This is a genomic window from Lysobacter sp. Soil_C_59, from assembly GCF_057656415.1.
Genome location: NZ_JBDGKK010000003.1, coordinates 182,839 through 205,870, shown reverse-complemented (window position 1 = coordinate 205,870; position 23,032 = coordinate 182,839). Strand labels below are relative to the sequence as shown.

At 67.1% G+C, this 23,032-nt stretch carries 22 protein-coding genes, 1 tRNA gene and 1 pseudogene; 13 read left to right on the top strand and 11 right to left on the bottom strand.

Going from position 1 to position 23,032, the window contains the following annotated elements; translation table 11 throughout:
* The first annotated feature begins 125 nt into the window (after window positions 1–125).
* Window positions 126–473, top strand: a complete 348-nt coding sequence (locus tag AC3A3Q_RS07650; RefSeq protein WP_487585685.1) for a hypothetical protein — start codon at window positions 126–128, stop codon at window positions 471–473.
* Between the two features lie 58 nt (window positions 474–531).
* Here the strand turns inward: AC3A3Q_RS07650 and AC3A3Q_RS07645 are convergent, their stop codons facing one another.
* The gene (locus AC3A3Q_RS07645) at window positions 532–1,158 is read right to left on the bottom strand and encodes a TetR/AcrR family transcriptional regulator (RefSeq protein WP_200605398.1); all 627 of its coding nucleotides are present in this window, start codon (window positions 1,156–1,158) and stop codon (window positions 532–534) included.
* Between the two features lie 72 nt (window positions 1,159–1,230).
* Window positions 1,231–1,488, bottom strand: a complete 258-nt coding sequence (locus AC3A3Q_RS07640; RefSeq protein WP_487585684.1) for an acyl-CoA-binding protein — start codon at window positions 1,486–1,488, stop codon at window positions 1,231–1,233.
* A 153-nt stretch (window positions 1,489–1,641) separates the two neighbouring features.
* Between AC3A3Q_RS07640 and AC3A3Q_RS07635 the strand changes: the two genes are divergently transcribed.
* Window positions 1,642–3,633 carry an SDR family oxidoreductase gene (locus AC3A3Q_RS07635; protein ID WP_487585683.1) on the top strand — a complete coding sequence of 664 codons (1,992 nt, stop codon included), beginning with the start codon at window positions 1,642–1,644 and terminating at the stop codon, window positions 3,631–3,633.
* A 10-nt stretch (window positions 3,634–3,643) separates the two neighbouring features.
* On the opposite strand, the gene AC3A3Q_RS07630 is transcribed toward AC3A3Q_RS07635, so the two are convergent.
* The 3 genes from AC3A3Q_RS07630 to AC3A3Q_RS07620 all read right to left on the bottom strand — a co-directional run bounded on the left by AC3A3Q_RS07630 (window position 3,644) and on the right by AC3A3Q_RS07620 (window position 6,664).
* A complete protein-coding gene (locus AC3A3Q_RS07630; RefSeq protein ID WP_487585682.1) occupies window positions 3,644–4,606 on the bottom strand; it encodes a restriction endonuclease in 963 nt (320 codons plus the stop codon).
* 192 nt (window positions 4,607–4,798) lie between these two features.
* The gene (locus AC3A3Q_RS07625) at window positions 4,799–5,335 is read right to left on the bottom strand and encodes a phasin family protein (protein ID WP_487585681.1); all 537 of its coding nucleotides are present in this window, start codon (window positions 5,333–5,335) and stop codon (window positions 4,799–4,801) included.
* A gap of 84 nt (window positions 5,336–5,419) precedes the next feature.
* A complete protein-coding gene (locus AC3A3Q_RS07620) occupies window positions 5,420–6,664 on the bottom strand; it encodes a patatin-like phospholipase family protein (protein WP_487585680.1) in 1,245 nt (414 codons plus the stop codon).
* A gap of 134 nt (window positions 6,665–6,798) precedes the next feature.
* Between AC3A3Q_RS07620 and AC3A3Q_RS07615 the strand changes: the two genes are divergently transcribed.
* A complete protein-coding gene (locus tag AC3A3Q_RS07615; RefSeq protein WP_487585679.1) occupies window positions 6,799–7,548 on the top strand; it encodes a DUF8198 family protein in 750 nt (249 codons plus the stop codon).
* A 12-nt stretch (window positions 7,549–7,560) separates the two neighbouring features.
* Here AC3A3Q_RS07615 and AC3A3Q_RS07610 read toward each other — a convergent pair whose 3' ends face one another.
* Window positions 7,561–7,836 carry a polyhydroxyalkanoic acid system family protein gene (locus AC3A3Q_RS07610; RefSeq protein WP_200605391.1) on the bottom strand — a complete coding sequence of 92 codons (276 nt, stop codon included), beginning with the start codon at window positions 7,834–7,836 and terminating at the stop codon, window positions 7,561–7,563.
* An 81-nt stretch (window positions 7,837–7,917) separates the two neighbouring features.
* Between AC3A3Q_RS07610 and AC3A3Q_RS07605 the strand changes: the two genes are divergently transcribed.
* Window positions 7,918–8,715, top strand: coding sequence for an FHA domain-containing protein (locus AC3A3Q_RS07605; protein ID WP_487585678.1), 798 nt, complete (start codon window positions 7,918–7,920; stop codon window positions 8,713–8,715).
* On the opposite strand, the gene msrQ is transcribed toward AC3A3Q_RS07605, so the two are convergent.
* Complete coding sequence (msrQ, locus tag AC3A3Q_RS07600) at window positions 8,684–9,331, bottom strand: protein-methionine-sulfoxide reductase heme-binding subunit MsrQ (RefSeq protein WP_487585677.1); 648 nt, start codon at window positions 9,329–9,331, stop codon at window positions 8,684–8,686. The two genes, AC3A3Q_RS07605 and msrQ, sit on opposite strands and share 32 nt — an antisense overlap.
* A 13-nt stretch (window positions 9,332–9,344) precedes the next feature.
* Window positions 9,345–10,313 carry a protein-methionine-sulfoxide reductase catalytic subunit MsrP gene (gene msrP, locus AC3A3Q_RS07595; RefSeq protein ID WP_487585676.1) on the bottom strand — a complete coding sequence of 323 codons (969 nt, stop codon included), beginning with the start codon at window positions 10,311–10,313 and terminating at the stop codon, window positions 9,345–9,347.
* Window positions 10,314–10,482: 169 nt separating this feature from the next.
* Between msrP and serC the strand changes: the two genes are divergently transcribed.
* The 5 genes from serC (at window position 10,483) to AC3A3Q_RS07570 (ending at window position 16,931) form a co-directional block, all read left to right on the top strand.
* On the top strand, window positions 10,483–11,568 hold the full coding sequence (serC, locus tag AC3A3Q_RS07590; RefSeq protein WP_487585675.1) for a 3-phosphoserine/phosphohydroxythreonine transaminase: 1,086 nt from the start codon (window positions 10,483–10,485) through the stop codon (window positions 11,566–11,568).
* Between the two features lie 65 nt (window positions 11,569–11,633).
* On the top strand, window positions 11,634–12,833 hold the full coding sequence (gene pheA / locus AC3A3Q_RS07585; RefSeq protein WP_487585674.1) for a prephenate dehydratase: 1,200 nt from the start codon (window positions 11,634–11,636) through the stop codon (window positions 12,831–12,833).
* Window positions 12,830–14,005, top strand: coding sequence for a histidinol-phosphate transaminase (hisC, locus tag AC3A3Q_RS07580; RefSeq protein ID WP_487585673.1), 1,176 nt, complete (start codon window positions 12,830–12,832; stop codon window positions 14,003–14,005). The genes pheA and hisC overlap by 4 nt, the downstream gene beginning before the upstream one ends.
* Window positions 14,002–15,354, top strand: a complete 1,353-nt coding sequence (aroA, locus tag AC3A3Q_RS07575; RefSeq protein WP_487585672.1) for a 3-phosphoshikimate 1-carboxyvinyltransferase — start codon at window positions 14,002–14,004, stop codon at window positions 15,352–15,354. The genes hisC and aroA overlap by 4 nt, the downstream gene beginning before the upstream one ends.
* Before the next feature lie 104 nt (window positions 15,355–15,458).
* Window positions 15,459–16,931, top strand: a complete 1,473-nt coding sequence (locus AC3A3Q_RS07570; protein WP_487585671.1) for an O-antigen ligase family protein — start codon at window positions 15,459–15,461, stop codon at window positions 16,929–16,931.
* Window positions 16,932–16,955: 24 nt separating this feature from the next.
* Here the strand turns inward: AC3A3Q_RS07570 and AC3A3Q_RS07565 are convergent, their stop codons facing one another.
* A complete protein-coding gene (locus AC3A3Q_RS07565; protein ID WP_487585670.1) occupies window positions 16,956–17,624 on the bottom strand; it encodes an energy transducer TonB in 669 nt (222 codons plus the stop codon).
* Window positions 17,625–17,748: 124 nt separating this feature from the next.
* Between AC3A3Q_RS07565 and serS the strand changes: the two genes are divergently transcribed.
* Window positions 17,749–19,041: a serine--tRNA ligase gene (gene serS / locus AC3A3Q_RS07560; RefSeq protein WP_487585669.1), complete on the top strand. Its 1,293-nt coding sequence runs from the start codon at window positions 17,749–17,751 to the stop codon at window positions 19,039–19,041.
* A gap of 148 nt (window positions 19,042–19,189) precedes the next feature.
* On the opposite strand, the gene AC3A3Q_RS07555 is transcribed toward serS, so the two are convergent.
* A complete protein-coding gene (locus tag AC3A3Q_RS07555) occupies window positions 19,190–19,771 on the bottom strand; it encodes an FMN-dependent NADH-azoreductase (RefSeq protein WP_487585668.1) in 582 nt (193 codons plus the stop codon).
* Between the two features lie 104 nt (window positions 19,772–19,875).
* Here AC3A3Q_RS07555 and AC3A3Q_RS07550 point away from each other — a divergent pair.
* A pseudogene (locus AC3A3Q_RS07550) lies at window positions 19,876–20,808 on the top strand (LysR family transcriptional regulator); the annotation flags it as partial.
* A 112-nt stretch (window positions 20,809–20,920) separates the two neighbouring features.
* Here AC3A3Q_RS07550 and AC3A3Q_RS07545 read toward each other — a convergent pair.
* Window positions 20,921–21,763, bottom strand: a complete 843-nt coding sequence (locus AC3A3Q_RS07545; protein WP_487585667.1) for a hypothetical protein — start codon at window positions 21,761–21,763, stop codon at window positions 20,921–20,923.
* Between the two features lie 235 nt (window positions 21,764–21,998).
* Between AC3A3Q_RS07545 and AC3A3Q_RS07540 the strand changes: the two genes are divergently transcribed.
* Window positions 21,999–22,088, top strand: a tRNA-Ser gene (locus AC3A3Q_RS07540).
* 190 nt (window positions 22,089–22,278) lie between these two features.
* On the top strand, window positions 22,279–22,998 hold the full coding sequence (locus tag AC3A3Q_RS07535; protein WP_487585666.1) for a phytochelatin synthase family protein: 720 nt from the start codon (window positions 22,279–22,281) through the stop codon (window positions 22,996–22,998).
* Window positions 22,999–23,032 lie beyond the last annotated feature (34 nt).

Below are 23,032 nucleotides of genomic sequence, written 5' to 3'. Positions count from 1 at the left end.
CATCTCGCCTGGGGCCGGAATCTGGCAAGCCCCCACTCGGGACTAGGACCTAGTGTGTTTGCTCGATCAGTCGCCACGAAAGTGAGCGCGAAAGCCGGGCGCCCCGTCCGGATGTGGAGTTACCGATGGCGGCTGCCAAGCGCAAATCCAATGCAGCGAGCAAGACCACGCTGCGTCACGTCTGGCTGGCCGGCCTCGGCCTGGTGGCGGTGTCCCGACGCGAAGCGCTGGTGGCGCCTGCACGGGCCGTGGCCCGGTTGGACGCGTTGCAGCGTCGCGTGCAGGAGCTGGCCGGCAGTGCCGGCGCGCGCGTGCGCCAGGTCGAGCCTTGCGTCGTGCAGTTCAGCAGCGAGGTCGAGGCGCGGCTGGCGCCAGTGCTCGACAAGCTGGGGTTGAAGCAGAAGGCGGCGCCGAAGGCGAAGCGTACCGTTCGCCAGAAGGGCGTGCGCAAGCCGGCGAAGCGGGCGGCCTGAAGTCGCTGGGTCCCCGCCTTCGCGGGGATGACGGACACCGCGGAACAGGGCGGGGCAATCAGTCCAGGTAGGCCCGCGTCAGTGTATTGAGATGCACCCGCTCGGCGTCGCGCAGGAACGGCGCCAGCAGCATCATCACCTGCACGATGCCGTCGCGGATCGCCGCGTGTTCGTCCTTGTCGCCGCGCGCGGCGGCATAGTTCAGCCAGAACGTGGCGATCACCAGCACGTTGGTCGCGGTGGCGGCCACTTCGTCTTTCGAGGCACGCATGATCCCGGCCTGCACCAGGCCGCGCATGACGGTGTGTGCCTGCTCGTCGGCGCGGCGCAGGATGCGGGCGAAGCGCAGGCGCAGGCGACGGTTGCGGCTGAGGATCTCGACCAGGTCGCGATGCAGGAAGCGGTAGTCCCAGATGCACTCGAACACCAGGTGCAACTGCAACCAGATGTCCTCGAGCCCGGGCAGTCGTCCTTCCGGCGCGGCCAGCGCGGCGTCCATGCGCTCCTCGAAGCGCGCGAACAGCTGCTCGATGATGTCGTCCTTGTTGCGGAAGTGGTAGTACAGATTGCCCGGGCTGATCTCCAGCTCGTCGGCGATATGGTTGGTGGTGACATTGGGCTCGCCCAGCGCGTTGAACATGGTCAACGCGCTCTCGAGGATGCGCTGGCGGGTCTGCTTCGCCATCAACTGGTCGCCATCAGTTCGCTCGGGGGGCGGCGGGGGCGCGACGCGGCGCGCGTGAGTGCAGGGTGAAGATCAGGACCGCAGCCTTTTCACCAGGTCGATGTATTTCTTCTTGGCCTCGTCGCTGCCGGTGCCCTTGAGCTTGGCCCAGGCCTCGTACTTGGCCGTGCCGACGAAGTCGAAGAAGCCCGGCTTGGGCCCGCTGACATCCCCTTCGGAGCCTTGCTTGTACAGCGCGTACAGGCGCAGCAGCGTCTCGTTGTCGGGGCGGTCGGACAGCGTCTTCACATCCTTGGCGGCTTGCTCGAAATCAGTGTGCAGATCGGACATGGGTCGCCCCTCCCGGCGGCCAAGATGGTGTCGGCATTACCGCACGCACCGCAGGGGTGGTCAATACGCCCGGGAATTGTCGCGCGCCACCGGCTCTGGCAACGTAGGCCCATTACGCCGCCACGCGGCATGCTCAAGGTCAGGGAGTGGGACATGAGTTATTTCGTCACCGGCGCGACGGGCTTCATCGGACGCTTTCTCGTCAGCAAGCTGCTCAAGCGCAAGGGCACCGTCTACGTGCTGGTGCGCAAGGACTCGCACAAGAAGCTCGAAGCGATCGCCAAGAAGATGGGCTGGGACAGCAAGCGCGTGGTCCTGGTCGATGGCGACATGACCGAGCCAAAGTGCGGTGTCAGCGCCGCGCAGTTGCGCACGCTGAGCGGCAAGGTCAAGCACTTCTTCCACCTCGCCGCGATCTACGACCTCACCGCCAATGCGGAGTCGCAACGTGCGGCCAACATCGACGGCACGCAGAATGCGCTCGACCTGGCTGTCGCGCTCAAAGCCGAGGTGTTCCACCACACCAGTTCAATCGCCGCCGCGGGCCTGTACCAGGGCGTGTTCCGCGAGGACATGTTCGAAGAGGCCGAAGGGCTGGATGATCCATACCTGCGCACCAAGCACGAATCGGAAGGGCTGGTACGCAGGGAAACCCGGATCAAGTGGCGCATCTACCGCCCGGGCATGGTGGTGGGCCACTCGCAGACCGGCGAGATGGACAAGATCGACGGGCCTTACTACTTCTTCACCTTCCTCAAGAAGCTGCGCGAAATGCTGCCGCCGTGGATGCCGATGCTCGGCCTGGAAGGCGGGCGCATCAACATCGTGCCGGTGGATTTCGTCGTCGATGCGATGGACCACATCGCGCACAAGCCGCGCCTGGACGGCCACTGCTTCCATCTGACCGATCCGGAACCCATGCGCGTGGGCGAGGTGCTCAACACCTTCGCCCGTGCCGGCCATTCGCCGGAAATGACCATGCGCATCGATGCGCGCATGTTCGCCTTCATCCCCGGCAGCGTGCGCGGCATGGTCGGCAACCTGCCGCCGGTGCGGCGCTTCGTCGGCATGCTGCTGCGCGACTTCAAGGTGCCGAAGGCGACGCTGAAGTTCCTGACCTATCCCACGCGCTTCGACAACCGCGAGGCCGAGCGTGCACTCAAGGGCAGTGGCATCCAGGTGCCGCCGCTGGAAGGCTACGCCTGGCGCCTGTGGGATTACTGGGAGCGCCACCTCGACCCGGACCTGTTCGTCGACCGCACCCTCAAGGGCAAGGTCCGCAACAAGGTCGTGGTCATCACCGGCGGTTCGTCGGGCATCGGCCTGGCGACCGCGCAGCGTGTGGCCGAGGCCGGCGCGATCACGGTGATCGTGGCGCGTGGCGAGGGCGAGCTGTTCAAGGCGCGCGACGAGATGCGGGCCGCCGGCGGCAAGGTCTTCGCCTACACCGCCGACCTGGCCGACATGGACGATTGCGACCGCCTGGTGAAGACCGTGCTCGAGGAGCACGGCAAGGTCGATGTGCTCGTCAACAACGCCGGCCGCTCGATCCGTCGCTCGATCGAGCTCAGCTACGACCGCTTCCACGACTTCGAGCGGACCATGCAGCTGAATTACTTCGGCAGCCTGCGCCTGATCATGGGCCTCATGCCGGGCATGGTCCAACGCCGCAAGGGCCACATCATCAACATCAGCTCGATCGGCGTGCTGGCCAACTCGCCACGCTTCTCGGCCTACGTCGCCTCCAAGGCGGCGCTCGATGCGTGGAGCCGTTGCGCACAGGGCGAGCTGTCGGGCAAGGGGATCTGCTTCACCACGATCAACATGCCGCTGGTGAAGACGCCGATGATCGCGCCGACCAAGATGTACGACTCGGTGCCGACGTTGACCCCGGAAGAGGCCGCCGACCTGGTGGTGAAGGGGATCATCGAACGCCCCAGCCGGATCGCCACGCGCCTTGGCATCACCGCCTCCGTGCTCAACGCACTGGCGCCGAAGGCTTACGAGGTGATCATGAGCACCGCGTTCGAGCTGTTCCCGGATTCGGCGGCCGCGCGCGGCGACAAGCAGGCACTACGCGGCGAGGTCAAGCCGAGCAACGAGCAGATCGCGTTCGCATCGTTGATGCGCGGGGTGCACTGGTAGCTGCCCGCCCTCAGTAGCTGCTGCACTGCAGGAACCGCACCGTCCGCTGGCTTCCCGCCGGCGGCTGCAGCTGCAGGCGCGAGGCTCGCAGTGAGTCATAGCGGCTGAGCACCGCGCAGACTTCCTGCACGTGCAGCTGCTCGACGTCCTCGCGCTGCTGGATGACCAGCGTCGACGAGGTCGACCACAGCACGCGCTCGACCCACGGCAGGGCGGAGATGGCGTGGATGACTTCGCCACGCTCGAACTGCTCGCGGTTGGGATCGGCCGGTGCGGCGGCGGTCAGGGCGCGGTCGGCGGGCAACGTAGCAGGCGCGGTGGTGGCGGGGCGCTGCGCCGCCACGGGGGCGGCGACCGCTTCGGATTCGGGCTTGCCCTGCATCAGGGCGGGGATGAAGCCTGCAAGCAGGCCGAGCACGGCGGCGCCACCCCAGGCCATGGCGATCTCGCGGACGCTGCGCTTGCGCGCGTTGGCGGTCAGGTCCTCGCGCAGGGACGACGGCAGCATCTGGCTGACCAGTGCCCACAGCGCCGTGCCGTCGTAGAGATCAAGGTCGCCCGCCAGCTTGCGTGCGCCGGCATCAATATTGGCCGGGGTGGCGAGGATGCCGCCGGCGGCGCCAGTGAGGCGCACGGCTTCGGTCAGTTCACGCACGCTTGCCGCGGCAAGGCGGGAGCGGGCGCCGGCCTGCTTGCAAGCCAGCAGCCAGGTGCGGCCTTCGCGGCTCAGGCGGATCTCGGCCTGGGGGCCGCTTTCCAGCGTCTTCTCGACCGATTCGGCGACGAAGCCACGCGCGTGCAGGGCCTCGATCACCAGACGCGAGAACTCGCGCCAGCGCATCGCGGCCAGTGCCTCGATGCCGGCACGGGTTTCCGCCTGGCGTTGCCGGACCAGCCACAGGTAGCCCGTCGCCAGGGCGCCGGAAAGGACGACGACGACGGTCGCAATCAACGGGGAAAAGCCGGCCAGCATGCGCAACTCTGTTGGTTCAGGGCCCGCGAATATACGCCAGCTTCACGCCAACTCGTGTGGCGCCGATCAAGAGAAAGCCCGCCAGTCCGAAACCGTAAGGGGAGGGGAGCATACGGAAGCGCGAACTGGCGGGCTTAGGTTGTCCGCGCGGCGATCAGCCGCGCGGTAATGCGGTGCAGCTCAAGCCGGATATCAGGAGGCGGCGGCCTTGCGCGGCTTGCGCTTTGCCGGTGCCTTGGCGACCTTCTTCGCGGCCGGTGCCTTGCGTGCGGTGGCCGGCTTGCCGCCCTGGCGGCGCAGCTCGGCGGTCAGCGCATCGACCTTGCGGCTGAGCTCGGTGAGGTCGTCGCGGCCCGGCACGCCGAGCTTGATCAGGGCGCGGTTGACGCGATCTTCGAACACCTTCTCGAGCCGGTCCCAGGTGTCGGCGGCACGGTCGCGGGCCTGGCCGACCCTGGACTCGACGACGTCGCGGACGACCTCGGCCTGGCCGCCGGCGAACTTGCGCGCGGTCTGCTCCAGGCTCATGCCCTCCTTGATCAGGGCATCGAACAACTTGGTGCCCTCGGCCTGTGCGCGCGAGAACGCGCCCACGCCGGCCAGCCAGATCTGCTGCGCCGACTCGCTCAGGCTGCGCGAGAGCTGCTCGGCTTCCTTCTGTGCATCGGCCTTGCTGGTCTTGCCGCGACCGGTGCTGGCCTTCTTGGCCGCCTTCTTGAACTTCGCCATGCGGGTTCCCTCGGTGGGAGTGGCTGATGTGCCCCCACCATCGCCCCGCGCTCTAGAGCTTTCACACCAGCGCTGGCGACGACCTCAACGCCGGCGGCGTGCGGCCACCAGGCGGCCGACATCGTCCAGGGCGCGCTCGAGGCGGGCGGTGGTTTCGGTGTGGCGGGTCGGCACGTCCAGGCCGTCGAGGATCGAGCGCTCGCTGTCGGCGATCAGGTCGGTGCGCAGGCGGATGCCATGCGCGGCCAGTTGCGGGCCGAGGGTGTCGGCGCGGCGATGCAGGTCGGCCAGGGTGTTGCGGTAGGCGATCTCGCAGATGCGCCGGCGTGCCGAGAAACTGAAGGCGTTGGTGAAGAACAGCTCGCCGTCCTGGGCATTGGGTTCGAAGATGAGCTGGTCGATGTCCGGGTATTGCTGGGCATAGCGGGCCAGGCCGACCTGCATGCGCGACTGCAGCAGCGTGCGGAAGGTCTGCGACAGCACGGCCGGTAACCCGCCGGCGGCCAGGCTGCGCTCGCGGCTGACGGCGACGCCGGCATCGCCCTTGTTGAAGGGCACCAGCGGATTGATGCCGATGAGCAGGTCGATGCCGCGCTCGAGCAGGACCGAGGCGTTCATGGTCCGGCGCAGTGCACCATCGACGAAGTGGCGACCGCGAACCTCGACCGGCGGGTACAGGCCGGGCAGGGCGGCACTGGCCTGGACCGCGGTGGAGATCGGCACGTCGCGCCAGCCTTCGCCGCCGAAGCGCACGACTTCGCCGCTGTCGAGGTCAACCGATATGACGTAGAGCGTGGCATCGAGGTCGCGGAAGTCATTGCTGCGCCCGCGCCGGGTGAAGACATCGCGCAGGAATTCCTCGACGCGGGCATTGTCGAACAGCCCGGTCGGCACCAGGCCGCCGAAGCGCATCAACAGGTCCGACCAGCGCGCTTCCTTGCCCGAGAAGAGCATGTCCTGGCCCCACTGCGCGGCCAGGCGCGGCAGGCCGGCGGCACGGCGCAGGTACTCGAAAATCGCCGGGCGCAGGAAGGTCTCGGGCCGGAATTGCACGTCGTCGCTGTCGCCGGTGATGAAGATCCGGCACATCTGCGCGGTATCCATGCGGTTGGCCAGCCCGGCGGCGAGGAACGCGCCGCTGCTGACGCCCACATAGCTGTCGAGACGGGTCAGGTCGAGGCCGTCGAGCGCTTCGTCGAGCGCACGCAGGGCGCCCAGCTCGTACATGCCGCCGATCGGGCCGCCGCCGGCGACCGCAAGCCCAATCTTGCTGGGACTGCCATCGGTATGGTTGCGCGGCCGGTGCCGGGCGGAGTGGACTGACAGCATGGAGGCACGCGTCGCGGGAATGACCCGAGTGTATCCGGGTTCGTAGGAGCGAGCTTGCTCGCGAAGCCGCCCCGGCCCGGTGTCGCGAGCAAGCTCGCTCCTACGGTTCCGGGGGCCGGGTATGATCAGCCCCGATGTCCCCGCATACGCCCCAAGGCAGCCATCGTCGTCGCCCGCTGGCGCAAAGGCTGCAGTGGCTGCTGCGCGAGCACCATGCGCTGCACGACCCGGGACAGGAGCCTCGCAACCGCCTGCGCTGGCTGCCCGAAGTCCGGCGTTGGCAGGCGCGGCGGCTGGAGGCCAGCTTCGATCGCTTCCTCAGCGACCCCCGGCGCCGCCCGGCGGCCCAGTTCTTCCTGAGTGACGTCTACAACGACCACGATTTCAGTCGCCGCGATGCCGACATCGCCAAGGTCCTGCCGATGATGCAGCGCCTGCTGCCGACCGGCCTGCTGGAGACGGTGGCCGATGCGATCGAGCTGGGGCTGCTGACCCATGCCTTCGACCTGCGCATGGCCGGGGTCCTGCAGAAGGTCGGCGGGCAGCGGCGCAAGCTCGACGCCGAACTGTATGCGCGGGCTTACCGCGAGGCGGGACTGCCGCGGTTGCGATCGCACCAGATCGACCTGATCGCCCGTGTCGGCCTGGGGCTGGGCAGTGCGTTGCGACTGCCGGGCATCTCGATGCTGCTCAAGCTTTCGCACGGCCCGGCGAAGGCGGCCGGCGTCTCGGAGCTGCAGGGGTTCCTGGAACGTGGCTTCGAAGCCTTCTCGAAGCTGGGCGATGTGCGCAGCTTCATCGCCGAGATCGAGGAGGACGAACGCGCGGTGTCCAGGCGCCTGTTCGCAGGCGAGCCGGACCCGTTCCGCGGCCAGATAGCCTAACCGCGCGGAGCCTCAGGCGAAGCGCTCGTCGAGTACGCGCTTGATCTCGGCCTCGATCGGGCCTTTCATCGTGCTCAGCAGGAAGCCCAGCTTCGCCGTCACGTGAAGTTCTTCTGGCTCCAGCGCGATGTGGCCGTCGACGCCGCTGCGGTTGAAGTTGAGGACGTCGCCGGCCCAGGCGTACTCCATGCCGAAACGCTCGGACAGTTTCTCGGCCACTTCCTGCACGGCCTGGCGGGCCTGCTCGGGCGAGAGCGAATGGGCGTGGTGGATATCGATGTTCGACATGTCTGGTCCTCCGAAGTGCCGGTATTGTGCGGGCACGCCCCCCTGCTTCCAAGTGTGTGACGCATGCTAGATTGCGCGGGCGTGAATTCCCTAAGACTGCGATTCCAGAACCGAGAACATGCCGACCTGGCGCTGAGCCCGGGCGTGCATGCCATTGGCTACGACAGCCAGGGCGCGCTGCGCCCGGGTTCGATCGATGCTGCCCTGGTGCAGTTCTGCGTGGACCGCCGCGGCGTGTGGCTGCAGGTGCGTGAAGGCGCACGCGGCCTTCACGTCAACGGCCGCCCGGTGCGGCGGATGGCGATGCTGCGCGTCGGCGACGCGATCTTCGTCGACGGCATCGAGCTGTTGCTGCTGGCGGCCGACCCGCTGCCCGCACCGGTCGACTACGGATTCTCCGGCGGCGCCGACACCCGCATGCTGCTGCGCGGCGTGGGTGGCCCGCACCATGGCCGCAGCTTCACGCTTGACCGGCCGCGCACCGTCGGCCGCGCCGGCGAGTGCGACATCCGCATCAACGAAGCCACGTTCGTCGACCGCCATGCCCGCCTGGAGGCGCACGCCGATGGCGTGGTGCTGCGCGACCTGGGCTCGGTGGAAGGCACCATCGTCAACGGCCGGCCGGTGCGCCATGCACTGCTGCAGCCGGGTGACCAGGTCGTGTTCGGCAACCAGCACCGCTTCGTCGTCGAGGCCCCGGTGCAGCGCATCGCTGGCGTCGAAGCGTCCGCGCCGGCACCGTCCCGGCCTGTGCCGGTGGAGGAGCCGCGGGCTCCGTCGACGTTGCCGCAGTCGGTGCGGCGCATGCCGTGGCTGCTGCTGGCGGCACTGCTGATCGCAGCCGCGCTCAGCCTGCTGTTGCTGTACGGCGCGCGTTGATCGCCCGCAGCTTCTTCCACCCGCGCCAGCCCAGCAGCACTGCCAGGATGCCGGCGTACAGCGCCGGTTCGCGGATGTCGGACTTCACCAGCCACCAGAAGTGCAGCACCGCCAGCACGGCGATGACGTAGACCAGCTGGTGCAGTCGGGCCCAGTTGCGGCCGAGCCTGCGGATCGCCGCCTGGGTCGAAGTGATCGCCAGCGGCAGCAGCAACAGCCATGCGGCGAATCCGACGGTGATGTAGGGGCGCTTGACGATCTCCTCGAAGATCTGCGCCCAGTAGCCGCGCAGGTCGAGCACCAGGTAGGCGGTCAGGTGCAGAGTCGCATAGGCGAAGACATACAGCCCGAGCATGCGACGGAAGCGCAGCAGCGCCGGCTGGTTGGTCAGTTGCCGCAGCGGCGTGATCGCCAGGGTGATCATCAGGAACCGCAACGCCCACAGGCCGAGCCGGTGCTCGATGGCCGCCACCGGGTCCGCGCCGAGGCCACCGCTGCCGGTGAGGAACTCGTCGCGGATCTGCCAGGCCAGGATCGCCGCCGGCGTCAGCGCCAGCAGGTGCACCAGGGCCTTGCTGGCGAACAGGGCCCGCGGGCCGGGTCGCCACACTTTCATGCCAGCCACGTCCTCAGAACCACTTCTTCAGGTCGAGGCCGGTGTACATGCCGGCCACCTGGTCGGCATAGCCATTGAACAGGCGCGTCGGGATGCGCTCGGCGAAGAGCTTGCTGGTGGTGCCGGCGATGCGGCGCTCGGTCTTCTGGCTCCAGCGCGGATGGTCGACGTTCGGATTGACGTTGGAGAAGAAGCCGTACTCGCTGGGTTGGAGTTCGTGCCAGGCGGTCTCGGGCATCTTCTCGACGAAGTCGATGGCGACGATCGACTTGATTGATTTGAAGCCGTACTTCCACGGCGTGACCAGTCGCAGTGGCGCACCGTTCTGCTGCAGCAGCGGCTTGCCGTAGATGCCGGTGGCCAGCAGCGACAACGGGTTCATGGCTTCGTCGATGCGCAGCCCCTCCCGGTACGGCCAGTCGATCGAGCGGTAAGCGATGCCCGGCATCTGCTTGGGGTCGGCCAGCGTGGTGAAGGCGACGAACTTGGCCTGCGAGGTCGGTTCGAAACGCTTGAGCACCGAAGCCAGCGGCACGCCCAGCCACGGGATCACCATCGACCAGCCTTCGACACAGCGCAGGCGGTAGACGCGCTCCTCGGGCGTGAGGCCCTTGATCAGGTCGTCGAGCGAGACTGTGCCGGGTTTGGCGCAATGGCCGCCGACGGCGACCGACCACGGACGCGTGCGCAGCGTGCGCGCGGCCTTCGACGGGTCCGCCTTGCCGGTGCCGAACTCGTAGAAGTTGTTGTAGGTGGTGATGTCCTCGAATCGCGTCAGCGGCTCGTCGGTGCGAAAACCCGAACGTGCCTGCGCCGGGGTGATCGCCGTTTTTGGCGGCGGCGGAGGCTGGGCCTCCGAGCAGCCGGGCAGGGCCAGGGCCGGCAGAGCGGCGAACGCGGTGAGGAACTGCCGGCGTTCGCGGTAAACCGATTCGTCGGTGATTTGCGATGAGGGGATATTCAGTGCGTCACGCAGCGACATGTCCAACTCCGGATGGTGCGTCGGTGCGCCAGGGGGGAGCGCGCCGTCCACTGACTATAGAGGGAGCCAGCGAGGGAAAAGTTGCGCGGGAAACCATGAATCCGCTACCTGTTGCAGTGCGGCATACTTGGCCGCCCAGCCCCACCATCCCTTCCTGACTGGAGCGTTCATGTCCCGCGCCTTCAATTTCGCCGCCGGCCCCGCGACCCTGCCCGAGCCGGTGCTGCGACAGGCCCAGGAAGAGCTTATCGATTGGCACGGCGTGGGCGCTTCGATCGTCGAGCTCAGCCATCGCGGCCCGGAATTCATGGAGGTCGCGGCCCAGGCCGAAGCCGACCTGCGCCGCCTGGTGTCGATCCCCGACGACTATGCGGTGCTGTTCCTGCAGGGTGGGGCGACGGCGCAGCAGGCGCTGATGGCGCTCAACTTCACCTCGCCGGGCCAACGCGTCGACTACGTGGTCACCGGCCACTGGGGCAAGACCGCGCTGAAGCAGGTGCGGCCGTACTGCGATGTGAACGTGGCCGCCGATGGCGAACCGGGCGGGTTTCGCAACATTCCCGGCCGCGATACGTGGAAGCTTTCGCCCGACGCGGCCTACGTCCACTACACCGCCAACGAAACCATCCACGGCGTCGAGTTCCACGACATTCCCGACGTCGGCGATGTACCGCTGTTTGCCGATTTCAGCTCCTCGATCGCGTCCGAGCCGCTGGACGTGTCGCGCTTCGGCCTGATCTATGGCGGCGCGCAGAAGAACCTGGGCCCGGTCGGGGTCGCGGTGGTGATCGTGCGCCGTGACCTGCTGGAGCGTGCCGGCCAGCCGCGTGCCGAAATCTTCGACTACCGCGCCCACCTCAAGGGCGACTCGATGCTCAACACGCCGCCGACCTGGAACTGGTACCTGGCCGGACTGGTGTTCAAGTGGATGCTGGCCGAGGGCGGCGTGGAAGAGTTCGCCCGCCGCAACGCCCGCAAGGCCGGCCTGCTGTACGACGTGATCGACCATTCCGGTGGCTTCTATCGCAATGACGTCGCGGTGGCTGCGCGCTCGCGCATGAACATTCCGTTCTTCCTGCACGATCCGTCGCTGGACGCCGCCTTCCTCGAGCAGGCCGCGCAGGACGGAATGATCTCGCTCAAGGGCCATCGCGTGCTCGGCGGCATGCGCGCGTCGATCTACAACGCGATGCCGGAAGAAGGCGTGCAGGCGCTGGCTGCCTTCATGCGCGACTTCCAGAAGCGCAACGGCTGACGAACACGAGTCCTTCTCCCGCTGGCGGGGAAGGGAGCAACTAAGGCAATCGAGGCTTACATCGAATGAGCAGTGGCAAGAAGACCCCCGTGAAAGCCGCGGCAAAGAAGAAGGCACCGGCCAAGGCCAGGGCCGCAACCGGCAAGGTCGCCAAGACCGCGGCCACCGAGGCACACGCAGCGCCGATTCCGGCCGACCTGCTCGCCCTGCGCGAGCGCATCGACGGCATCGACCGCCACATCCAGCAGTTGATCGCCGAGCGCGCCCAGTTTGCCAACCAGGTCGGCAAGGCCAAGGGCAAGCTGGCCGCAGCCGTGGACTACTACCGCCCCGAGCGCGAGGCGCAGGTGCTGCGCCGCGTGGTCGATCGCAACGATGGCCCGCTCAACGATGAAGTGCTGGTGCGTTTGTTCCGCGAGATCATGTCGGCCTGCCTGGCGCAGCAGGAGCCGTTGAAGATCGGTTACCTCGGCCCGGAAGGCACGCATTCGCAGCAGGCGGTCTACAAGCACTTCGGCCACTCGATCCATGGCCTGCCATTGGGCAGCATCGAAGAAGTGTTCCAGGAAGTGGAGGCCGGCCATGCCGACTTCGGCGTGGTGCCGGTGGAGAACTCCACCCAGGGCACGATCCAGTCGACGCTGGACATGTTCCTGACCTCGAAGCTGAAGATCTGCGGCGAAGTCGAGCTGCGCGTGCACCAGCACCTGCTCTCGCGCAGCGGCCGCATCGAGGACATCGAGCGCGTCTACTCGCACCCGCAGTCGTTCGCACAGTGCAAGGCCTGGCTGCGCCAGTACCTGCCCAAGGCCGAGAAGATCGCGGTGGGCAGCAACGCCGAGGCCGCGCGCCGGGCGCGCAGTGCCGATGACGCGGCCGCGATTGCCGGCATCAGTGCGGCCAACGTCTATGGCCTCAAGTCCATCGCCGGGCCGATCGAGGACCGTCCCGACAACACCACGCGCTTCCTCGTGCTCGGTCGCGAGCTGTTCCCGACCTCGGGCAACGACCGCACCTCGCTTCTGGTGTTCATCAAGGACCAGCCGGGTGCGCTGCATCACGTGCTGGCGCCGTTCGCCCGGCACGGCCTGAGCATGAACCGGATCGAGTCCCGTCCCGGCCACACCGGTCTGTGGCAGTACGCGTTCTTCATCGACGTCGGCGGTCATGTCGACGACGAGGCGATGCGCCGCGCGCTGGACGAGCTGGATGAGTACGCACAGGAAGTGAAGGTGCTGGGTTCCTACCCGGTGGCGATCGCATGAGCCAGGCGGTCGGCCGTGACGGGCATGCACTCGGCGGGCACGCATTCGACGAGGCGTGGTTCGCATCGCGTGCCAGCGCGGGCGTGCAGCGGCTGCGCGCCTACGATCCGGGCCATGACCTGGTGGCGATGCGCAAGCGCTTCGGTGAGGCCAACCTGGTCGAACTGGGCTCCAACGAGAATCCGTACGGCCCATCGCCGGCCGCACGCGACGCCATCGTCGGCCAGCTCCAGGCGCTGCACCGTTATCCCGATCCGCTGGGTGCCGATCTCAAGCGCGCGCTTGCGGCCAGGCATGGCGTCGACAGCGCGCAGATCCTTCTGGGCAACGGTTCGCACGAACTTCTGATGCAACTGGGGCAGGTGTTCGCTGGCCCCTGCGATGAAGTCGTCTGCTCGCGGTATGGCTTTGCCGTGTTCGCACTGGCGACCCAGGCCGCCGGCGCCACCCTGCGGATGGTTGATGCGCTGCCCGGCGACGACGGCGTGATGCCGCTTGGACATGACCTCGACGCGATCGCCAAGGCAATTACGGCCAGGACCAAACTGGTTTTCCTGGCCAATCCGAACAATCCGACCGGCACCTGGTTTGGCCGGCAGGCGCTTGCCGCGTTCCTGGCGCAGGTGTCCGATGAAGTCATCGTGGTGATGGACGAGGCGTACGCGGAGATGGCCGACGCCGACGCCGATGCCGCCAGTGCACTGCCGTTGCTCGGCGCGCATCCCAACCTGGTGCTGACGCGCACCTTCAGCAAGGCCTATGGACTGGCTGGCCTGCGCGTGGGCTACCTGATCGGTGCGCCCGGCCTGGTCGCGGTGATGGAACGCCTGCGCGAGAGCTTCAACGTCAACGGACCGGCACTTGCGGCCTGCGAAGCAGCGCTGGGCGATGAAGCGCACTTGCACATGGCCTGCGCGCGCAATGCCGAGCAGCGCGCGGCGCTGGCAGCGCAGCTGGGCCAGCGTGGCCTGCGCGTATATCCCTCGCAGACCAACTTCCTGCTGGTCGAGTTCGGCCCGCGCACGGTGCAGATCGAAGCCGACCTGGTGGCGCGCGGTGTGGTCCTGCGGCCGATGGGCGGCTACGGATTGCCGCAGTGCCTGCGGATCACTGTCGGCACGGTCGACGAGAACCGCCGCCTGCTGGCGGCGCTAGACGAGGTGCTGGCATGAGCGCCGGAACCGACGACATGTCCGGCGCCACTCCAGGCACCACGCGACAGGACTGGATCGCCCATGCCGGGCGGCCCCTGCGTGGCAGCGTCCGTGTCCCGGGCGACAAGTCGGTCTCGCACCGGGCGATCATGCTCGCCGCGCTGGCCGAAGGCACGACCCACATCAGCGGTTTCCTCGAAGGCGAGGACACGCGGGCCACGGCGCGCGTGTTCGAGCAGCTTGGCGTGCGCATCCTCACGCCCAGCGCGAGCGAGCGCATCGTCCACGGCGTCGGCCTGCATGGCCTGCGCGGCAGCGATGGCGTGCTCGACTGCGGCAATGCCGGCACCGGCATGCGCCTGCTGGCCGGCGTGCTGGCGGGGCAGGCGTTCGACAGCGTGCTGGTCGGCGATGCCTCCTTGTCGAAGCGGCCGATGCGCCGCGTGATCGAGCCGCTGGCGAAGATGGGCGCAGTGATCGGATCGGAAGCCGACGGTTTGCCGCCGCTGCGAATCCAGGGGGGCGCACCGCTGCACGGCATCGAGTACACGTTGCCGGTCGCCAGCGCCCAGGTGAAGTCGGCGCTGTTGCTGGCCGGCCTGTACGCAGACGGCGAGACGATCGTGCACGAGCCGCACCCGACGCGTGACTACACCGAGCGCATGCTGGCTGCGTTCGGTTGGCCGATCGAGTTTTCGCCGGGCTACGCCCGCCTGCAAGGCGGCCACCGCCTGCGCGCCGCGGATGTCGCGGTTCCCGCCGATTTTTCCTCTGCGGCATTCTTCCTGGTGGCCGCCAGCATCATTCCCGGCTCGGAGCTTCGTCTCCAGGCCGTCGGCATGAACCCGCGCCGGACCGGTCTGCTGACCGCGCTGCGCCGCATGGGCGCGGACATCCGCGAGGAGAACGCCAGCCAGCAGGGCGGCGAACCGGTGGCCGACCTGGTCGTCAGGCACGCGCCGCTGCACGGCATCGAGGTCGCCGGCGACCTGGCGCCAGACATGATCGACGAGTTTCCGGCGCTGTTCGTGGCGGCCGCGTGCGCGCAAGGCAGCACCACGATCCGCGATGCTGCCGAACTGCGGGTCAAGGAGTCCGACCGCATCGCCACGATGGCGCAGGGCCTGCGGGCGCTCGGTATCGAGGTGGATGAGCATCCGGACGGCGCGACCATCGTGCCCGGGCCGATCGGGCCCGGCACGGTCGACAGCCACGGCGACCACCGCATCGCCATGAGCTTCGCGGTGGCGGCGCAGATGGCCGTGGGGGACGTCCGGATCCGGGACGTTGCCAATGTGGCAACTTCGTTCCCAGGCTTCGACACTCTCGCTGCCGATACGGGCATCTGGCTGGCTGGGCCTCACTGAATTAGACTCAGGCATGTCTTGTCCGTGCCCTCGAATCGACGCTTGTGTCCCACCAGACTTTTGACACGGACATGCCCGGCCGTCGTGGTGGCAGGTCGAAACCCATGCCGTCACTGACCGAGGTCGACGTGACCCCGCGGCTGCTGCGGGTCGCGTTGTGCAGCCTGGGCTTCCTGGCGTTCTTCGCCATGACCGATTTCGACCTGTACATGCGGCCGGAATTCGGGGCGGGGATGGCGCTGGTGGCGATGTTCTTCGCCGGCCGCACCCCATGGCGCGAGCTTGCGGCCCTGCCGGTCGTGCGCTTGCTGGGGGTGTTCATCGCCTTCCTGATCGTGCACTCGCTCTATGCGACCACGGTCGTTCCCCAGATTGATTACGCCGACCAGCTTTCCACTGCCGCCAAGCTGGTGCGCCTGGGTGTGTTCGCCTGCGTGGTCGGCTGGTGGCTCTCGGTCTGCCCGCGAGCCATCCCCGGGCTGCTGGGGTTGATGGTCCTGGGACTGCTGGTCGCCGTGCTGTACCACATGCCGTGGCATGCGCTTCCGGCAATCTGGGAAGGGCAGATGCGGCCGCGTTTCGGCATCCCCGAGAACCTGAGCGGACAGCTTGCAGCGGTTGGCGGCTGGCTCGCGCTGTGCCTGCTGATCGGCATCTGGCGCGACCACCGCCCTGGTCGCCGCCGCAACTGGCTGCTTGCCGTGGGGTTTGCCGCCTACGCCGGGAGTTTCTGCGTGCTGCTGTTTTCGCAGTCACGCGGGGCGTGGCTGGCCTTCCTGTCGGCCACGCCGCTGGCGATCCTGGGCTATTGGCTGACCCGGCGGCCGCGCGGAATCCGGACGCTGCCCTGGCAGCCGATCGCGCTGGGGGCGCTGGTGTCGATCCTGCTCGTGCTCGGTGCGCGAGACATCTTTGCGATCCGTTTCGCTGGCGCCGAGCGCATGCTGCCCGTAGCCGAGGAAGCGGCGCAGGTAGTCGCGCCGACCAATCCCGCCCAGGCCACTGATCCGTCGCCCGTAAGCCATGCGCCGTCGAAGGCACCCAGCGACGCAGCGCTGCCGGGGCGTGTCGCGCCACCGGCGTCAACCGGCCGCGCGCCAGGCACTGATGTCACCTCGACCATCGACACGACCATTCCCGGCAACAAGGCGATCGGCATTCGCGTGCGCCTTTACGAGCTGGGCGTGCAGAAGTTCAAGGAGCGTCCCTGGCTCGGCTGGGGCCTGGACTCCACGCCTGCGCTGATCGCATCGGCGCACCTGGACCTGGCCGGCGAGCGCCATGTACACCTGCACAACTCGTACCTCGACGCGCTGGTCGGCATGGGCCTGATCGGCTCGCTTCTGCTGCTGACGCTGTTTGTCCTGGTGATCCGCGAACTGGTCCTGGCCTGGCGTGGTGGCATCATTTCCACTGCCAGCTTCTGGGCGCTGGCCGGGTGCGTGGGCATCGTGCTTGTGGCCAACGCCTTCGATTCGCTGCTTTGGCGATTCGAGTACGCGCGCGCACCGCTGGAACTGCTGTTCGGCTGCTGCATCGCATACGCGTTGATGCGGCGTCGCGGCGCGAGCGCCTGACTTCGGGCGTTGACCCCGTGAGGGTCAACGCTGGGCGTCGAACCTGATCGGAACGATCACCGAGCCGCTGACCGGCTGACCATTGCTCATCGCCGGGCGGAAGCGCCAGCGGCGTACCGCGTCGACTGCGGCGCGATCGAGATAGCGCGAGCCACTGCTGCCGTCGACGCTGACCTGCGCAGGCACGCCGTCGGGACCGATATCCACTCGCAAGTTGACCGTGCCGCTTTCGCCGCGGCGCAGCGCCTGCGCGGGATAACGTGGGGAAGGCGTCTGCCCGGCGACGGGTTCCGGACGGCTGGTAGCCACCGCTGTGGGCGCCGGGGCAGCCTGTTGCAGGGTCGGAGGCGGCGCCGGCGGCCGGGTCTCCACCAGTCGGGGTTGTTCGTCGCCGTCGGCAACATCCGCCCCAGGCGGCTTGGCCAGGCGGCTGGCGCCGTCGGCTCCGGCGGCAGGCAATGGAGCGGGCAGGGGGGCGTACTGCGGCGATGCAGCCGTCGGCAGAGTGGCCCCGCCCGATTCGCTGGCGCGCTCGCGACCCAGCCCCAGCACCAGCGCGAACAGCAGCAGGCCCGCGACGAATGCCATCAGCACCCACAACAACGAGCGTCGGGCCGGCAGCCAGTCGGTCAGGGAAGTCTGCCAGGAGCCTGCTTTCGAAGGATGCGGTGTCGCAGGAGCGGATAGGGACATGTGGCGTTCGCCTGGGATTCTCAGTCGATTCTGACGAGCCCGGCGTTAATGATTCGGCAACCGGTCGCGGTGGGACGCGGTTACACGCGATAATCGCGACCTCGATCACCCAACGCCCCCTGACATGCTCGATCCGAACCTGTTGCGCCAAAACCCCGCCGAACTCGCGCAGCGCCTGCGCCAGAGCCGGGGCTACGACCTCGACGCCAGTGCGGTGGAAGCGCTGGAAGCCGAGCGCAAGCAGATCCAGGTCCGCACCCAGGAGCTGCAGAACCTGCGCAATACGCGTTCCAAGGCGATCGGCATGGCCAAGGCCAAGGGCGAGGACGTCGCGCCGCTGATGGCTGAGGTCGCCGGTTTCGGCGACGAACTCAAGGCCAGCGAGGCGCGCCTGGAAACCATCCGCGGCGAGATCGAGGCCATCGCGCTGACGATCCCCAACCTGCCGCACGAGTCGGTGCCGGCCGGCCAGGACGAAAGCCACAACGTCGAGCAGCACCGCTGGGGTACGCCGCGCTCGTTCGATTTTGCGGTCAAGGACCACGTCGAACTGGGCGCACGCAATGGCTGGCTCGACGGCGACACCGCCGCCAAGCTCAGCGGCGCGCGCTTCACCGTGTTGCGCGGGCAGCTTGCGCGCCTGCATCGCGCGCTGGCGCAGTTCATGCTCGACCTGCACACCAACGAGCACGGCTACCAGGAAACCAGCGTGCCGCTGCTGGTCAACGCCGACAGCATGCGCGGCACCGGCCAGTTGCCGAAGTTCGAAGACGACCTGTTCGCCACGTCGGTCGGTGACGGCGAGAACGCACACAAGCGCTACCTGATCCCGACCTCGGAAGTGCCGCTGACCAACATCGTCCGCGACGAAATCGTCGAAGCCGACGCGATGCCGTTGCGCATGACTGCGCACTCGATGTGTTTCCGCGCCGAAGCCGGCAGCCATGGCCGTGATACCCGCGGCATGATCCGCCAGCACCAGTTCGAAAAGGTCGAGCTGGTCACCATCGCGCAGCCGGAAGAGAGCTACGCCGAGCACGACCGCATGACGCGCTGTGCCGAGGTAGTGCTGGAGAAGCTCGGCCTGCCGTACCGCCGGGTGCTGCTGTGCACCGGCGACATGGGCTTTGCCGCGACCAAGACCTACGACCTCGAAGTCTGGCTGCCGTCGCAGGACACCTACCGCGAGATTTCCTCGTGCTCCAACTGCGAGACCTTCCAGGCGCGGCGCATGCAGGCGCGCTGGCGCAATCCGGCCACGGGCAAGCCGGAGCTGGTGCATACCCTCAACGGCTCGGGCGTGGCGGTCGGCCGCGCGCTGATCGCGGTGATGGAGAACTACCAGAACGAGGACGGCTCGATCACCGTGCCGGAGATCCTTCGCCCGTACATGGGTGGTCAGGAACGCATCACCTGAGCGATCACGGCCCGCAGTGCGGGCAGCGCCAAAAAAAACGGGCCCGCAATGCGGGCCCGTCGCGTTCCCGCGGCCCAAGCGGGGAGGGATGGGCCGGGAACGCCTAGTCAGACAGCCTGAATCAGGGAAGGGGAGTCCCAGGGGGTTATCAGGCGGCCTGTGCCAGAGGCGAACGGATGGACGCATGGGCAGCGGCCAGCGCGTCGGTGCGGTGCTGCTCCGAGTAGGCCACGCCTTCGGCGCGGACGATCTCCAGCTCGGTCACGCCGAGGAAGCCGAACACGTGGCGCAGGTAGGACTCCTGGAAGTCAGCCGGGCTGACGTCGCCGTAGATGCCGCCGCGACCGCTGGCGATGATCACGCGCTTGCCACCGGCCAGGCCTTCCGGGCCGGCCTCGGTGTAACGGAAGGTGCGGCCGGCGACGGCGACCCGGTCGATCCATGCCTTCAGCGTCGAGGGGATGCCGAAGTTGTAAAACGGGGTGCCAATCACCACTACATCGGCATCGAGGAACTGCTGGATCACGGCTTCATTGGCATCCGCCTCGGCCTGGTCGACCTTGGCCAGGGCGCGGCCGGTCAGGTGCGGGATCGGGTCGGCGTCCAGGTCACGGTATTCGACCGTCAGGTCGGCGTGGGATTCCTGCCAGCGCTTGACGATGGCAGCGCTGATTTCGCGGGTGATGGAATTTGCGCCCAGGGCGCTGGAGTCGAGATGGAGCAGCTTCATGACGGGCCTCTGCAGCAGATTCGGCGGGGGTGCCGGGTTGGACGCCAATCTAGGCCGTTGCAAACGTAGGATAAAGCTGGTCAACTACCACTAACTGTTCTGGAATTGGAATTATCGCCATGCAGGACCTGAACGACCTCTACTACTTCGCCATGGTGGTCGAGCACGGCGGCTTTGCGGCCGCCGAGCGCGCGCTGGGCATCCCCAAGTCGCGCCTGAGCCGACGCATCAGCCAGCTCGAGACCGACCTGGGCGTCCGCCTGCTGCAGCGTTCCACCCGTCGCTTCGCCGTCACCGACGTCGGCAACAGCGTCTATCGCCACGCGCAGTCGATGCTGGCCGAAGCCCAGGCCGCGCACGAAGTGGTCGACCGCCTGAGCGCGGAGCCACGCGGTGTGATCCGTGTCAGCGTGCCCGTCGGCATGGCCCAGCAGCAGATGCCGCGGTTGCTGCCGGAATTCCTGGCGCGCTTCCCGCAGGTGCGGGTGCAACTGCTGGTCAGCAACCGCCGCGTCGACATCATCAATGAAGGCATCGACGTCGCCCTGCGCGTTCGCGCCAAGCTCGACGATGACGGCAGCCTGGTGATGCGCAGCTTCGGCCAGATCCAGGAACTGCTGGTCGCCAGCCCCGATTACCTGCGTCGCATGGGTCGGCCGAAGAATCCGGACGAACTCGGCGACCACGTCACCCTGAGCATGAGCGAGGACGACGCGCGCCAGCGTTGGGAGCTGCATGGCCCCGATGGAGACGTGCGCCGGGTCGAACTGAAGCCGCGCGTGATGGGCTTCGACTTCCCGATGCTGATGTCGCTGGCACAACAGGGCGTGGGCATCACGCTGCTGCCAGAAACCATCTGCGCAGAAGCGGTCCGCCGCGGTGAGCTGGAAGTGGTGCTGCCGAACTGGCGTCTGCCCCAGGGCATCTTCCACGCCGTGTTCGCCTCACGCCGCGGCCTGCTGCCGGCCGTGCGAGTGTTCATCGACTTCATCGCCGAGAAGGCGCCGGGCCTGGTCGAATCCGCTCGCCTGCAGTGCAAGGAGATCAAGGGCATGCCGTGCCCGGAAGATGCCAGTCAGCCGATTCCGGCGCCGGAGATCCGGATTCCCACGCAGGCCTAGTCGCGCAAGCGCTCGGGCACGGGGGTGTTCAGACCTCTTCCCAGGGTTCCTTGCCCGAGATGATGAGGTCCAGCATCCCTGGCGTCCAAAACGACAGGCATTCCTGCGCCGTCACTTCTGGCAGCAGATCCTCGCCGACACCGTCTTCAACGAAGAATGCGTTGAAGAAGAGCGAATTCATGCCGACCAGGCGATAACCCTTTTTCTTGCCGAGCTTGACGAAGGCAGGTAGCGAAGCTCCACAGCGGTAGGGCTGCTTTGAGAAGTCGAGTTGGTACTCCGGGTTGTAGGACATTGACACCGCCTTTTCCGGCCCCCATACCGCATTGACCTCGGCGACGACCACGCGCGGCCTGATCACGTCGAGTGCCTGCCAGATCCAGTAATCATTGCCGTCCAGGTCGAGCGACAGGAGATCGACCGGGCCGGCGAAGCTGGCTACGAGTTCGTTGATGTTCTCGGCTGTTATCCAGGCATTGACCAGCGTCGGTGGAGCAAGGAACGTGGTGCCACACTTGCTATAGAAGTCGCGCCCCTGGGCGATCAGCGTCGGATCGCCATCGAACAGCAGGCCGCGCCAGCCGTGATTGATTATCAGGTTCGCGGCATTGCATTCGATTCCGCTGCCAGCGCAGATCTCGACGACTCTTCGGTTTGTTGTGCCGAGCAGTGAGAGTATGTAGAGGAGGATGCCGTCCTCGCCGTTCTGCGAATGGCAACGAAATTCCACATCGGCGAATGCAGGAAGGTCCTTGACACCTCTGCGGACGAGATCCTCGTAATGCAGGCGAAGGAAAACCTGGGCTGCCTGGGTGGCGGGATTCACCCAGCTGAGATTCTGGGCTTGGGCCTCCTGGATGGCGATGCCCATGGAGCTGATGTCAGCCCGCGTCGCGGCAATCTGTTCATGGAGCTGTGTCAGTCCCGCCAAGCGCAAGAGCGAAGATCGAGTTCTTCTGAACATGTTTCCCCCATGCTGGAGCGTCCGTCGGACAGGGTCAGCGTAACAGGGTGCCGATGCCCGTTTCGCCCGGGATTGAGAGCCTGCCCGGGCGTTATGCCACAATATGCCGCCCGCCAGACGGGCCAGCAGTCGTCACGCAATCGGAGAGATGGCCGAGTGGTTTAAGGCAGCGGTCTTGAAAACCGCCGTGGTAGCAATACCACCGTGGGTTCGAATCCCACTCTCTCCGCCAGTGTTTGGCGAAATTCGGACCCTGAGTGCACGGAAAGCTTAGGGGGAGGCGGGCGTTCCAGCCTTAAGGGCCAGACGACGCGAACCAGGCGCGTTCATTCACGGGCTTCACCCTCACTTCATTGGCGTCGCGATCTGCTCCAGTAGCGGGGATAACCCGAACATGCCGAGCCGCAACTGCGATGGGTCCTATGATTGCCGGTCTTTCCGTTTTCACCGCCGCGGCGATCGCGCTGGGAAGCGGTATCGTGTGGAATCGCTACTTGCGAGAACCCCAGCAGCATCTGGAACCGATGCCGGCGCATCTGGTGGTGCTGGACTCGCCTGCCGGTCGGGCGCTGCTGGCTGGCAGCGACGCCGTGGCTGACTTCGATAAGTTGCGCGCACACTTCATTCCGCAATCCCGGCGCGCATACTGCGGCGTTGCCAGCGCGCTGACCACACTCAATGCCGGAGGCGCGCGGCTCGATGAAGCGGCGCTATTCTCCCATCCCAACGTGGATTCGCATCCGTTGAAGGTGAGCTTCACCGGGATGTCGCTGAGGCAACTGGGCACGCTAATGCGCGCGCACGGAGCGCGTGTAGATATCGTGCATGCCTCCGACGCGAACCTGGACGACTTCCGCCGGGTGGTTCGTCAGAACCTCGCGCGCGAAGGCGATTTCCTGATCCTCAACTATGAGCGCGAGCTCCTCGGCCAACCGCCCATGGGCCACATCTCTCCCGTCGCTGCGTACCACGCAGACAGCGATCGGCTACTCGTGCTCGACGTCGCGGCGCACCGGTACCCTCCGACTTGGGTCCCCCTGGAGGGCATGTGGAATGCGATGAGGGCACCTCTCAACGCCAGCACCACGCGCACACGCGGCTTCTTGGCTGTGCACGACAACTCACCGTACCAATCAGAATGAAGGGGGCACTGCGGCCCCTAAGCATTCAATGGAG

Bases quoted from the DNA above. Each gene is read 5' to 3' on its own strand.
- AC3A3Q_RS07650 (WP_487585685.1), top strand. From the start codon at position 126: ATGGCGGCTGCCAAGCGCAAATCCAATGCAGCGAGCAAGACCACGCTG.
- AC3A3Q_RS07645 (WP_200605398.1), bottom strand. From the start codon at position 1,158: ATGGCGAAGCAGACCCGCCAGCGCATCCTCGAGAGCGCGTTGACCATG.
- AC3A3Q_RS07640 (WP_487585684.1), bottom strand. From the start codon at position 1,488: ATGTCCGATCTGCACACTGATTTCGAGCAAGCCGCCAAGGATGTGAAG.
- AC3A3Q_RS07635 (WP_487585683.1), top strand. From the start codon at position 1,642: ATGAGTTATTTCGTCACCGGCGCGACGGGCTTCATCGGACGCTTTCTC.
- AC3A3Q_RS07630 (WP_487585682.1), bottom strand. From the start codon at position 4,606: ATGCTGGCCGGCTTTTCCCCGTTGATTGCGACCGTCGTCGTCGTCCTT.
- AC3A3Q_RS07625 (WP_487585681.1), bottom strand. From the start codon at position 5,335: ATGGCGAAGTTCAAGAAGGCGGCCAAGAAGGCCAGCACCGGTCGCGGC.
- AC3A3Q_RS07620 (WP_487585680.1), bottom strand. From the start codon at position 6,664: ATGCTGTCAGTCCACTCCGCCCGGCACCGGCCGCGCAACCATACCGAT.
- AC3A3Q_RS07615 (WP_487585679.1), top strand. From the start codon at position 6,799: ATGTCCCCGCATACGCCCCAAGGCAGCCATCGTCGTCGCCCGCTGGCG.
- AC3A3Q_RS07610 (WP_200605391.1), bottom strand. From the start codon at position 7,836: ATGTCGAACATCGATATCCACCACGCCCATTCGCTCTCGCCCGAGCAG.
- msrQ (WP_487585677.1), bottom strand. From the start codon at position 9,331: ATGAAAGTGTGGCGACCCGGCCCGCGGGCCCTGTTCGCCAGCAAGGCC.
- msrP (WP_487585676.1), bottom strand. From the start codon at position 10,313: ATGTCGCTGCGTGACGCACTGAATATCCCCTCATCGCAAATCACCGAC.
- serC (WP_487585675.1), top strand. From the start codon at position 10,483: ATGTCCCGCGCCTTCAATTTCGCCGCCGGCCCCGCGACCCTGCCCGAG.
- pheA (WP_487585674.1), top strand. From the start codon at position 11,634: ATGAGCAGTGGCAAGAAGACCCCCGTGAAAGCCGCGGCAAAGAAGAAG.
- hisC (WP_487585673.1), top strand. From the start codon at position 12,830: ATGAGCCAGGCGGTCGGCCGTGACGGGCATGCACTCGGCGGGCACGCA.
- aroA (WP_487585672.1), top strand. From the start codon at position 14,002: ATGAGCGCCGGAACCGACGACATGTCCGGCGCCACTCCAGGCACCACG.
- AC3A3Q_RS07570 (WP_487585671.1), top strand. From the start codon at position 15,459: ATGCCGTCACTGACCGAGGTCGACGTGACCCCGCGGCTGCTGCGGGTC.
- AC3A3Q_RS07565 (WP_487585670.1), bottom strand. From the start codon at position 17,624: ATGTCCCTATCCGCTCCTGCGACACCGCATCCTTCGAAAGCAGGCTCC.
- serS (WP_487585669.1), top strand. From the start codon at position 17,749: ATGCTCGATCCGAACCTGTTGCGCCAAAACCCCGCCGAACTCGCGCAG.
- AC3A3Q_RS07555 (WP_487585668.1), bottom strand. From the start codon at position 19,771: ATGAAGCTGCTCCATCTCGACTCCAGCGCCCTGGGCGCAAATTCCATC.
- AC3A3Q_RS07545 (WP_487585667.1), bottom strand. From the start codon at position 21,763: ATGGGCATCGCCATCCAGGAGGCCCAAGCCCAGAATCTCAGCTGGGTG.
- AC3A3Q_RS07535 (WP_487585666.1), top strand. From the start codon at position 22,279: ATGATTGCCGGTCTTTCCGTTTTCACCGCCGCGGCGATCGCGCTGGGA.